Consider the following 11,985-nt stretch of genomic DNA (forward strand, 5'->3'; position numbering starts at 1 on the left):
TTAACCACTCGTTTCAGTGTGCGCGTCATCATCTTCTGCTATCGATGCAGCCAACACGGCGTGTCGGTGCGCCATGAAGGATTATCGGGCATGCGCAACGCGGCGAGCTGGCAACGAGCGATGGCGGCGAATTGGGTGCTCATCGTCACCGGCGCCGGCGCCCTTCTGATATTATTCTTTCTGTCGCTCGCGACCGATCGCGGCTTCGAACAGAATGCCCGTTTGCGCCAGCAAGTCTCCGATTCCTATGATGCGAGAGCCGCCTTGCAGGGCGTATTGACGCGGCACCAGGACATCGAGCTTGGCCAGCGGGGCTATGTCATCACCGGCGATCCGGAATTTTTGACCCCTTATCGCGCCGCCGAGGCGCGCATCGATGCCAATTTCGACCTGTTTGAAAAATTGGCGGGGAATGACGGGCAGGGACGGTTGATCGATGAGCTTCGCCGGACGTCCGTACAGAAGCGGCGTTTCGTCGCCCGGACGATCGATCTTGTCGAAAGCGGACGGCGAGACGAAGCGGTGCGGCTGATCGCGAGCGGCGAGGGCAAGCGGTCGATGGACCAAATCCGCGTGCTGATCAGCAAGATATCGGAGGCCGAACGGCAAAAGCTGGAAGAGCGAACCGCAGCGGCCAATGCCGCCCGAGAGCGATTGCGCGACCGCACTTTCACGCTGCAGATCGGCTTGATTCTGCTGCTTGCGTTGTCGGCGATCCTGATCGGACGCAGTCAATGGGCACGTAAAAAGGCGCATCGCCGCGCGCGCGACCTTGCCGCGCGACAGGAGGCGATTTTCGACAGCGCGAAGGACGGGATGATCGTCCTGAACCCGAGCGGCAGCATCGAGAGCCTGAATCCGTCGGCCGCGAAGATGTTCGGCGTGCCATCGGAATCGCTGCTGCGGCGCGACATCGGGTCGCTGTTCGAAATCGCACCCGACCGCGGGCAGATCGAAACTTTCCTGCGCCGTTTGAAGGCGAACCGGAAGGAGAGTTACGGGCAAATCCAGGAATTCGTCGGCCGCCGCCAGAATGGCGCGACCTTTCCGCTCGAGGTGTCGGTCAGTCCGGTGCACCTCGCCGACGGTACGCTGTTCGTCGCGGTGATCCGCGATATCAGCGACCGGCGCGAGGTCGAGCAGATGAAGGGCGAGTTCGTCGCGACCGTCAGCCACGAACTGCGTACGCCGCTGACGTCGATCGCGGGATCGCTTGGGCTGATCAGCGGCGGTGCGGCGGGCGAAATCCCGCCGAAGGCCGCGCGATTGGTCGAGATTGCGCACAGCAACGCGGCGCGCCTCGTGCGACTGATCAACGACATCCTCGATATCGAAAAGATCGAAGCGGGGCGGATGCAGTTCGATCTCCGCCCGCTCGCGCTGGGGCCGCTTCTCGAAGCGGCCGGGCATCAGACCGCGGGCTTCGCCGGCGAATATGGCGTGCCGGTCCATATCGAGCCGGTTGCGGCCGGGGCAGCCGTCCTTGCCGACGAAGACCGCTTGATGCAGGTTGTGACGAACCTTCTGTCTAACGCGATCAAATTCTCTCGGCGCGGTGAGGCGGTGACGGTCCGGGTTACGCCGCTCGACCGGCGATACCGGATCAGCGTCATCGACCGGGGCGAGGGCATCCCTGAATCGTTCCGCAGCCGCATCTTCGGCAAATTCGCGCAGGCCGACGCATCGGATTCGCGGCAAAAGGGCGGCACCGGTCTGGGGCTCAGCATCGTGCGCGAAATCGTTGTCCGGCTCGGTGGTTCGGTCGATTTCGAGAGCGTCGAAGGCGCGGGCAGTATCTTTCACGTCGACCTGCCGGCGGCCGAATTGCCGGCCGCGGTTCCTGCACCGGGCGAGACCGAGGCGCCGCTGCCCGATGACCCCACGTTGCCGGTCGTGCTCCATGTCGATGACGATCCCGACATGCTCGCGGTCGTCGCCAGCGCCTTCGACGGCAGGGCGGCGATCCATTCGACGCCGAGCGTCGCCGAGGCGCGCGCTGCGATCCGGCGGACGCGCTATGACGCCGCGATCCTCGACGTCGGGATGCTCGACGGATGCGGAACCGACCTTGTCGCGCCGCTGCGCAAACGCGCGCCGGCCTTGCCTGTCGTCCTGTTCACCGCGCAGGAGGTCGACGGCGCGCCGAAAGACGGTATCGACCTTGTCCTCGTCAAATCGCGCGCCAGCCTCGACACGCTGGTGCGCGAAGTGACCGACCGGATCGGCGCGAAACGGGCGAATGGCGGAGGCGGCAAATGAGCAACCGGATTCTCTACATCGACGACGAGGATGATATTCGCGAGGTCGCCGAAATGGCGCTCGAACTGGATCCGTCCTTCGCCGTTCGCACCTGCGGGTCGGGCCGCGAAGGGCTGGCGGCGGCGCGCGAATGGCAACCCGATCTGATCTTGCTCGACGTGATGATGCCCGAACTCGATGGACCGGGTGTGCTCGAATTGCTCCGGCAAGATTCCGCGACCGCGGCGATCCCGGTCGTCTTCATCACCGCGCGGACGCAGACGCACGAGGTTGCGCGGCTACGCGAACTCGGCGCGCGCGGCGTACTCGCCAAACCCTTCGACGCGATGGCGTTGGCGGGGCAGGTGCGGGAGTTGCTCGATGGCTGAAATCGACGCGCGCCTGGCCGCGATTGCCGAACGCTTCGCCGCGCAGGCGGGGGAGACAGCGGCGGAGATTGCGACCGCGCTCGATCGCGAAGACTGGTCCGAACTGGCGCGGCTGAGCCACAGTCTGGCCGGGCGTGCGGGGATGTTCGGCTATGGCGCGATCGGTGATGCGGCGCGGTCGGTGGAGGAAGCAGTCGATGCCGGCCTGGCGGACGATGTGAAGGTTCGCTTGACGCAGGATTTACTCACCCAAATGGCCGCGCTAAATCGCGCCTGATGGGTGGTTATGATTAACGGCGGAGGGTGGACCATGGCCCGCCGCCGGTGATATTATATAAGTTCAACAATATCGTGGTGGATCGAAATGACGAAAGTGCTCGTGGCGGACGATGATCCGCTCACCATGGCAGGGATTACGGCGCTTCTCGACAAGACGAATTTCGATGTGGTGGCGACGGTCAATACCGGCGCGGCGGTGCTCGACACGCTACCCGGCGCGCGGCCCGACCTCCTGATCCTCGATAATGGCATGCCCGAACGCAGCGGGCTCGACGTGCTGCGGACGCTGCGCAGTCGCGGCGACGCCCGACCGGTCGTGCTGCTCACCGGCGGTCTCAACGATGAACTGGCGCGCGAGGCGATCCAGCTGTCGGTCAACGGCATCGTGATCAAGGCGACTGCGCCGCGCGACCTGCTCACCTGCCTTGAAAGCGTCGTGCAGGGACGGCGCTGGCTCGATCAGGATGTGATGCAGCGCGTGATGGAGCAGGCGATGTCGCCGGGTGCGCCGCGCGACCCGTTCGAGGTGCTGAGTGGCCGCGAGCGTGCCGTCGCCTCGCTCGCGAAGCGCGGGCTGCGCAACAAGGAAATCGCCGACGAGCTCGGGCTGACCGAAGGCACGGTGAAGGTCCATCTTCACAAGGTTTTTGATAAACTTAACATCCGTGGCCGCACCGAACTTATCCTGCTCGCGCAGGACCGCGGCGCCTGAAACTATACCGGAAGATATAAGCTGTTTTCACCGTTGGAGAGCGGCTTTGTCGCCTCCCGGTGAATATCGCCCGCGCGAGAGTTAGCGCATCTGTCGATCAAGTTGGCGGCATCGGGCCGTCATCGACGACAGGCGATACATGGGCTTTCTGCGCACCCTTATCTTGCTGGCCTTGGCGGTGATCAGTGTGATCGCCAGCCAGCATGCGCACGCGCAGGTCACCGCCTATGCGGTCGGGCAGGGCGCGGTGAATAGCGTCGAGGTCGGCGTTGAAGTCCGCGCGTCGGTGCTCGGGCGCTGCGGTTTTGCGACCGGCGGCGCCCCCACCGGCGCCATCGACCAGGCCGATTTCGACAAGACGGGTTTTACGAAGGATTTCGCGATCCAGCTCAACTGCACCGGTGCTTCGCGGATTGCGGTGTCGTCGGCGAACGGTGGCATGGCCAACGCGGCGACCGGCGGCACCGGCTACCAGACCAAGGCCCCTTATAATGTCGCGCTCTATATGGCGGCCGACAATGGCACCAACGCATCGGCCAGTTGCGCCGCCGCGACGCTCGCCGCGGGTGGCAGCTGCACCTTTGCGGGTACGGCAGGCGCCGCCACCGGGCTTCGCCTCGCCGGCGCCTCGACCAAGGCCAACGGATCCTATCTCCGCGTCAGCGCCCCCGCATATGCCGGAACCGATACGCTCGCCGCGGGTCGCTACACCGATACCCTCTCGATCACCGTCAGTGTCAGTCCTTAACGTCATGTTGAACAATTCGAATCCGCGCTTATTAACTATCGGATCCTATTTCGGGGTCCGATATGATGGCACCTGCGATATTGATTTCGAACCGGATCGCCCGCGCGGCGATCGTCCTGGCCGGCATGGGATGCGCGTCGCCGGCGATGGCGGACGAGGTGAACCAGATCGCCATTTATGGCGAAGTGGCGCCGCGTTGCTGGGTTGCTCAACCGATGAAGATCACCGCGCCGAATGCAGCGGTGCAGGCGACTCCCGCCCGCGCGATCTGCAATCAGGCGCGGCCGGTTCTGGCATCGGAAGTGCGGATGATCGATTCGGAGGGCATGTTGATGAAGCGCGTACCCGCCGCCGCCGATCGCGCAACGCCACTCTCCACTCGCACTGCGCTAGAGATCGTCGTAACCCCTCAGCTATGAGGGTTTGGACGGCCGGTTTATCAGCGCTGGGATTGGCATGCGGACTCGGGGTCGCGCAGCCCGCAGCCGCCCAATCGCAAATATCCTCGGTTTGCGGCGTGACCGGCGCCGCCACCGCGCCCGCCAGCATCACCTATGATCCCTTTTCGCCCGGCGGTCTGTCCGAAGCGACGGTGCCGCTGATCTTGCGGCGCAACCGCGGCCTGATCCTGGGCCGCACGCGCGAGGTCAGCCTGGTGATCGTCTCGCCGTCGGGATCGCCCGCGCTCGACGTCACCTATAACGGCTATCGTGTCATCTATCCCGAAGGTTCGACCGCGGGCCGCCCGCGTTCGCTCAATTCGAAGGACAATGGCGCGGGCGCGGCGGGCGAGATCCGCTATGATTTTGGCAGTTTGCTCCAGGCGGACACGTCGACGCCGCTCAACCTGCGCGTCACCGTGCCGCCGGGCACCGACCTGTCGGCGGGCGAACCGATCATCCTCGACCTCCTCTATATCTGCTCGGGCGAGAATGGCATGGCGAGCGTGTCGGTCCCAACGCGCGATACCGGATCGATCCGCATCAACGTCAACACGGTGAGCGCGCTTCAGGCCTATTATGCAGGTTCGCCACTCGATTTCGGCGAGATCGGCGAGGCGACGACTGCGGCGGTGCTTGCGGCGCCCGATCGCTATACAACCTCGGCATCGAACTCGCTTCGTGTGCGCAGTTCGGGACCGTTCGAGGTCAGGATGCGCTCGCAGAACGACTTCAAGCTGACCTATCCTGGCGGCAACCTGTCCAACACGGCGCAGACGATCCGTTACAGCGCGCGCTTCCTGGGACAGGAGATCACGTCGAACAGCGGCTTCGGTACGCGGACCTGCGCGCGCGCGGGCATGGACGGAAGCGCCGGGGTGCTGCCGCTGCGCACGACGCTGAAGGAAGGCGGCTCGGCGAAGACGCCGGCGACCAATTATAGCGACATCATCAGCATCACCTTTACGCCGATCGTCACCGCGAGTTCGGCGACCAGCTGCGCGGGCCTCTGACCGCCCCTATATCGTCGGGTATAGGAAATGATTCCCGAAGTTAGCTTCGTTTTTGCCAGACGCTAAATATTGCCGGCAATCGATCCGGCCTATCTCCAACTCGTCAGGGCGATGAGCCCTCCCGGATTTTCGATTGGAGATATGAAATGAAAAAGCTTGTTCTCTCGGCCCTCATCATCGGTTCGACCTTCGCTGCTGCTCCCGCTTTTGCCCAGTCGGCCGCTGGTTCGGTCGATGTGACCGGCACCGTCGCCGCCCGCTGCTCGGCCGTCACCGCGATCACCGGCAGCATCACGCTCGGCGAACTTGCCAAGGCGGACGGCACCGTCGACGCCAGCTTCGCCGGCAACACCGGTGGCCTCAGCCGCAACTTCACCGTGAAGTGCAACGGTTCGAACCCGAAGATTTCGGTTGAAGCAAAGCCGCTGGTGAACGCCGCCGCGACCAACTCACCGAATGGCTACACCAACACCGTCCACTACACCGCGACGCTGGTTGCGACGGGTGCGAAGGGTGGCACCACGCCGGTTGCCGACCAGTCGCTGAGCACCGGTGCGACCACCGCGCAGGTCGGCGACCGCCTGGCCGCGACCGCGAACAACATCACGCTGACCGTGGGCAGCGGCCTGACCTCTGATTCGACGGCGATCCTCGACGCCGGCACCTATGCCGGCAAGGTCGAAATCACGATCGCACCGACCGCCTGACACCTGGGGGGGTGTTCCCGGCAGGCCTAGTCCACAGGCCTGCCGGGATTAACCTTTGAAGGATATGGTCATGCGCAATCCCAAAGCCCTTGCGGCCGAACTCCGCCTTCGCGCGCTTGATGCCGAACCGCAGGAGCAGGCCGAACTGCTTTTTCTGGCAGCCGAATATGAAAATCTGGCCGATACGCCGGCATTCGGCGGCAGGCCCGACTGGTTGGGAGTTCCCCTTCCCAACTGAAGGCGACCGGCGAGCGACCGCCGGTCGCCTTTATGGATAACGTCATGATTACTAAATTTCTTTCTTGGCGGAATACGGCCTTCGGTCCATCGTCCCGACTGCGGGTGGGGCAACGGGTGAGGAGTAGATCATTGCAGTTGCTCAGGAGTTTTGGCGGCGCGGTCGTCGCCGTGGCGATCGCTGCCGCCGTGTCGGTGGCCGCTTATGCGATGGTCGTCCAGCCGGTGGTCATCGACCTCACGACCTCGGGCCGCGCGATGAGCCAGGTGATCACGGTCGAAAACACGTTCGACAAGCCGCTGCCGGTGGAAATGCGCATCGAAGGGCTCGACCTCACGGCCGATGGCGTGAATGCGACCGGCAAGGATCCGGGCGACCTCTCGGTCTTTCCGCCGCAGGCGCTGATCCAGCCCGGCCAGCGTCAGAGCTTTCGTGTCCAATATGTCGGCGAACCCGCGCTCGCGCGCAGCAAGCATTATTTCGTCACTGCGGCACAGCTGCCGGTGCAGACGAACGATACGCAATCGAACGTCCAACTGCTCTATAATTTCCAGGTTCTCGTCAGCGTGTCGCCCGACGGCACGAAACCGGCGCTGTCGATCGCCTCGGCCGAGATCGGCAAGGATGCCGAGGGTAATCCGGCACCCGTGATTGCGGTCGCCAATGCCTCGGCGGCGCACGGCTATGTGTCGCGCGGCCGCGTCCGCGTCATCCAGTTCGCCCCCGACGGCAAGGAAGTCTTCCGTAAGGAAATCTCGGGCCCCGAGCTGCAGCAGACGCTCGGCTACGGCTTGATCGGCGGGGGTCAGACGCGCCGGATGACCTTGCCCATTCGCCTTCCGCAGCCCGGCGGGCGGATCGAGGCGCAGTTCACGCCCGACAATTGAAGGTTCCGGCGGTTCGCATGAACCCTCTTTTCATCGCAGGATTTTTGCTCGCCGTCTCGGCGATGCCGGTCGCTGGCCATGCGCAGGCTCCGGTGGATGCCGGCACGCGCGTGGTCATCGATCCGGGCGCCGACGGCGCGGCGATCAACCCGACGGGGCGCGCGGTCGTGCTGACCGCGCCGTTGTTCGACGGACAGGCCTATCTTGGCGACACGACGCTGACGCTCGAACCCGGCGGACAGGGGAGCTTTTCGGCCGAGCGCCTGCTCGTGCTGCTCGCGCCGCGGCTGGCGCCGCCGCTCATCGAGCGCCTGCGCGCGCGTTTGGCCGAACGCGGGACGATCGGGCGCGCCGACCTCGAAGGCGTCGGCGTCGGCATTCGTTATGATCCGCTCACACTGCAACTGGTCATGGATATCGCCCCCGCGAGCCGCGCCACCCGTTCGGTCACGCTCGGCGAAGAAGCCGCGCGCGGCGCGGTCAATTATATCGCACCCGCCGATTTCAGCGCCTATCTCAACATCCGCGGATCGATGGACTGGGTGCAGCAGGGCAGCGACAAAGGACTCGCGGCGCCGATCACCTTTCTCGACGGCGCGGTGCGCACGGGCGGGGTGGTGCTCGAAAGCGAAGCGAACTGGCAGGCGGGCGCGCGCGGCGCCGATTTTCAGCGTCGCGGCACGCGCTTCATCTACGACGACCGGGACAATCTCGTCCGCTGGGCCGGCGGCGATTTGCAGACGCTCGCGCGCGGGTTCCAGGCGGCGCCCGAGATCAGCGGCCTGTCGATCTCGCGCTTCTATTCGCTGCTCGACCCGCAGCGGATCATCCGTCCGCGTGGCAACCGCAGCTTCCGCATCGAGCGGCGCTCGGTTGTCGAGGTGCGCGTCAACGGCCAGCTGGTACGACGGCTCGAACTCGACCCCGGCACCTTCGACCTCAAGGATTTCCCTTTCACGCAGGGTTCGAACGATGTCCGGCTGACGATCACCGACGATGCCGGACGCACCGAATCGTTCAACTTCGACATCTTCCTCGATCAGGCGCAGCTTGCCGAAGGGCTCAGCGAGTTCGGCCTTTACGCCGGCGTGCTTGCGCCGCTCGGTCGGCGCGGCCCGGTATACAGCAATGATATGGCGTTCAGCGGCTTCTATCGCCGCGGGATCAGCGACCAGCTGACCGTCGGCGCCAATGCACAGGCCGACCCCAATGGCTGGATGGGCGGGGTCGAGACCGTGGTCGCGACGCCGATCGGCTCGTTCGGCGGCTTCGCCTCGGCTTCGCACGTCGACGGGGTGGGGAAGGGCTGGGCGTCGATCCTGACCTTTCAGCGCACGATCACGCGGCGCAGCGGCGGCGCCGACGCGCTGTCGCTGTCGTTCGAGACGCGCAGCCGCAACTTCGCGCCGATCGGCGTTGGCCTGCCGTCGAACCCGTACCGCTATGTCGCGGGCGCCAGCTATAATGGCGCGATCAACGACGCGCTCTATGCCGGGCTCGACGCGCGCTATTCGCGTGGCCGCGCCGACGAGCCCAATGTCGCGAGCCTGCGCGCGACCGGCGGCTGGCGCATCTCGCCGCAGCTGAACCTGACCGGCGACGTCAGTTACGAACGCGCCGGCCGGCAGGACCGCGTCGGTGTCTTCGTCTCGCTCGTCTTCCGCCTCGACCGCGCGTCGAGCCTGCGCTCGGACTATGACAGCCGGAACAACCGCAAGCGGTTGACGTACCAGACCTATCGTGGCTCGGGCACGGGCGCATATAATTTCAGCGCCGATGTCGAACATAGCGACCTTGGCGTCGCGACGACCGCGAACGGCATCTATTACAGCAACCGCACCGAACTCGGTTTCAGCCATTTCGGTACCTTCGACCGCGATCTCGGCGGATCGACGGGGCAGCGCAGCTCTTTGCGCTTCGGCACCTCGCTCGCGGTCGCCGATGGCAGTTTCACGATCGGACGGCCGATCCAGGACAGTTTCGCGATCGTCCGCGCGCACCCCTCGCTGAAGGGGACCGACCTCTTCGTCGACGCCAACGGCCGCTTCTCGACCGCGAACAGCGGCGCGATGGGGACCGCGCTGCAACCGAGCCTCAGCAGCTACAGCGAGCGCAATCTGCTGGTCACCGCGCCCGACGCGCCGATCGGCACCGACCTAGGTGAGGGATCGTTCCGCCTGCTGCCCGCATATCGCAGCGGATATAAGCTAACGGTAGGATCGGATTATATGGTGAGCGTCGTCGGACGCCTGCTCGGCACCAATGGCGAGCCGATCACGCTAATCGCGGGAACCGCGGTGGAGGAAGCGCATCCCGAACGCGAGCCGGTGCCGCTGTTCACCAATGCCGCAGGCCGGTTCGGCGCGACCGGGCTGGCGCCTGGCCGTTGGCGTATCACTTTAAGCGATGCCGACCGGACCCGGTTCGATCTCGTCATCCCCGACAGTGCCAATCGGACGATAGCGGCGGGCGATCTTGTCCCCGCGATGCCGTAGCGGCGCTGCTTTCTTGCGGCCGCTTGTAAATGCTGCCTGACTGCTACCGGCGAAATACTGCGATTGGCGCTTCCGAATGGCGGTTAAGGCTGAAAGAGGCGGGCGAGAGCTTCGCGCGACCGTGAAATTCGCCTAATTTACTATTCCCACTCGATCGTCCCCGGCGGCTTCGATGTATAGTCGTACACCACGCGGTTGATGCCCTGCACCTCGTTGATGATGCGTGTCGCGCAGCGGCTGAGGAAGCTGGCGTCGAAGGGGTAGATGTCCGCGGTCATGCCGTCGGTCGAGGTCACCGCGCGGAGTGCGCAGACATGGTCGTAGGTGCGGCCGTCGCCCATCACGCCGACGGTCTTGACGGGGAGCAGCACCGCGAACGCCTGCCAAATCGCGTCGTAGAGACCGGCGTTGCGGATCTCTTCGAGATAGACGGCGTCGGCCTTGCGCAGGATGTCGCAGCGGTCCTTGCTGACTTCGCCCGGGATGCGGATCGCGAGGCCGGGTCCGGGGAAGGGGTGGCGGCCGACGAAAATGTCGGGGAGGCCGAGTTCCTTGCCGAGCAGGCGGACTTCGTCCTTGAACAACTCGCGCAGCGGCTCGACGAGCTTCATGTTCATGCGTTCGGGTAGGCCGCCGACATTGTGGTGGCTCTTGATCGTGACGCTCGGTCCGCCGGTAAACGACACAGATTCGATGACGTCGGGATAGAGCGTGCCTTGCGCGAGGAAATCGGCGCCGCCGATCTTCTTCGCTTCTTCCTCGAACACATTGATGAATTCGGCGCCGATGAACTTGCGCTTCTTCTCGGGGTCGGTGACGCCCGCGAGGCCTGCCATGAAGCGTTCCTCGGCGTCGACGACGACGAGCGGGATATTATAATGGTCGCGGAACAGGCGTTCGACCTGCTCGCGCTCGTTCATGCGAAGCAGGCCATGATCGACGAAGACGCAGGTGAGTTGCTCACCGATCGCTTCGTGGATCAGCACTGCGGCGACCGCGCTGTCGACGCCGCCTGACAGGCCGCACAGCACGCGCTGGTCGCCGACCTGTTCGCGGATCTCGGCGATCTTCGTGGCGCGGAATTCGGCCATCGTCCATTCGCCGCTGCAGCCGCAGACGTGGCGGACGAAATTGGCGATCAGCTTCGCGCCGTCGGGGGTGTGCACGACCTCGGGGTGGAACTGCGTGCCGTAATAGCGACGCTCGTCGTCGGCGATCAGCGCGAAGGGCGCGCCGTCGCTGACCGCGACGATGCGGAAGCCGGGGGCGAATTGCGTGACGCGGTCGCCATGGCTCATCCACACCTGATGGCGCTCGCCGACTTCCCACAGCCCGTCGAACAGCACGCAGGGTTCGGTGACGGTCAGGAAAGCGCGGCCGAATTCGCCGTCGCGTTCGCCGTCGGCGCCGCCGGGCTCGACCTGTCCGCCGAGCTGCTGGCTCATCACCTGCTGGCCGTAACAAATGCCGAGGATGGGAAGGCCGCTGTCGAAGACGGATTGCGGCGCGCGGGGGCTGCCGTTGGCAGGGACCGAAGCGGGCGAACCCGACAGGATCACGCCCTTCGGCTTCATCCGTTCGAGCGCGGCTTCGGCCGCGTTGAACGGGACGATCTCGCTATAGACGCCAGCCTCGCGGACGCGGCGGGCGATGAGTTGGGTCACCTGGCTGCCGAAATCGACGATCAGGATGGATTCAGGGGCGGAGGAGGAGTCGGGAGTCGGCATGGGTGGCCGATAAGGGCGAAGGCCCATGCTGTCCAGCGGTCGATATGGCCCGCCCGTCGAACAAGCGTGGTCCCGACACATTGTTGCGACAATTGCGACATAACTGAACGCC

The 11,985-nt window shown here is 64.9% G+C and carries 12 protein-coding genes; 11 read left to right on the top strand and 1 reads right to left on the bottom strand.

The window, feature by feature from the left end; genetic code table 11:
- The first annotated feature begins 90 nt into the window (after window positions 1-90).
- From GGC65_RS18865 to GGC65_RS18915, 11 genes are all read left to right on the top strand, one after another.
- The gene (locus GGC65_RS18865) at window positions 91-2,259 is read left to right on the top strand and encodes a CHASE3 domain-containing protein (protein WP_192648563.1); all 2,169 of its coding nucleotides are present in this window, start codon (window positions 91-93) and stop codon (window positions 2,257-2,259) included.
- A complete protein-coding gene (locus GGC65_RS18870) occupies window positions 2,256-2,627 on the top strand; it encodes a response regulator (protein ID WP_192648564.1) in 372 nt (123 codons plus the stop codon). The genes GGC65_RS18865 and GGC65_RS18870 overlap by 4 nt, the downstream gene beginning before the upstream one ends.
- Window positions 2,620-2,904, top strand: coding sequence for an Hpt domain-containing protein (locus GGC65_RS18875; RefSeq protein ID WP_192648565.1), 285 nt, complete (start codon window positions 2,620-2,622; stop codon window positions 2,902-2,904). Before GGC65_RS18870 ends, GGC65_RS18875 begins: the two co-directional genes overlap by 8 nt.
- Window positions 2,905-2,991: 87 nt before the next feature.
- Entirely contained in the window at window positions 2,992-3,618 is a 627-nt protein-coding gene (locus GGC65_RS18880) for a response regulator transcription factor (protein ID WP_192648566.1), read from the top strand.
- 172 nt (window positions 3,619-3,790) lie between these two features.
- Window positions 3,791-4,366, top strand: a complete 576-nt coding sequence (locus GGC65_RS18885) for a hypothetical protein (RefSeq protein ID WP_225940906.1) — start codon at window positions 3,791-3,793, stop codon at window positions 4,364-4,366.
- 62 nt (window positions 4,367-4,428) lie between these two features.
- The gene (locus GGC65_RS18890; RefSeq protein ID WP_225940907.1) at window positions 4,429-4,785 is read left to right on the top strand and encodes a hypothetical protein; all 357 of its coding nucleotides are present in this window, start codon (window positions 4,429-4,431) and stop codon (window positions 4,783-4,785) included.
- Window positions 4,786-4,883: 98 nt separating this feature from the next.
- Window positions 4,884-5,819 carry a hypothetical protein gene (locus tag GGC65_RS18895; protein WP_192648569.1) on the top strand — a complete coding sequence of 312 codons (936 nt, stop codon included), beginning with the start codon at window positions 4,884-4,886 and terminating at the stop codon, window positions 5,817-5,819.
- Between the two features lie 146 nt (window positions 5,820-5,965).
- Window positions 5,966-6,526, top strand: coding sequence for a hypothetical protein (locus tag GGC65_RS18900; RefSeq protein ID WP_192648570.1), 561 nt, complete (start codon window positions 5,966-5,968; stop codon window positions 6,524-6,526).
- Window positions 6,527-6,596: 70 nt separating this feature from the next.
- Window positions 6,597-6,764 carry a hypothetical protein gene (locus GGC65_RS18905; RefSeq protein WP_192648571.1) on the top strand — a complete coding sequence of 56 codons (168 nt, stop codon included), beginning with the start codon at window positions 6,597-6,599 and terminating at the stop codon, window positions 6,762-6,764.
- A gap of 131 nt (window positions 6,765-6,895) precedes the next feature.
- Window positions 6,896-7,651: a fimbria/pilus periplasmic chaperone gene (locus GGC65_RS18910; RefSeq protein ID WP_225940908.1), complete on the top strand. Its 756-nt coding sequence runs from the start codon at window positions 6,896-6,898 to the stop codon at window positions 7,649-7,651.
- Window positions 7,652-7,668: 17 nt separating this feature from the next.
- Window positions 7,669-10,146 (top strand): fimbrial biogenesis outer membrane usher protein, encoded by a 2,478-nt coding sequence (locus tag GGC65_RS18915; protein ID WP_192648573.1) that lies wholly within the window; start codon window positions 7,669-7,671, stop codon window positions 10,144-10,146.
- A gap of 140 nt (window positions 10,147-10,286) precedes the next feature.
- On the opposite strand, the gene guaA is transcribed toward GGC65_RS18915, so the two are convergent.
- Window positions 10,287-11,873: a glutamine-hydrolyzing GMP synthase gene (gene guaA, locus GGC65_RS18920; protein WP_192648574.1), complete on the bottom strand. Its 1,587-nt coding sequence runs from the start codon at window positions 11,871-11,873 to the stop codon at window positions 10,287-10,289.
- Between the last annotated feature and the right edge of the window lie 112 nt (window positions 11,874-11,985).

The organism is Sphingopyxis sp. OAS728 (assembly GCF_014873485.1).
Classification (GTDB): domain Bacteria; phylum Pseudomonadota; class Alphaproteobacteria; order Sphingomonadales; family Sphingomonadaceae; genus Sphingopyxis.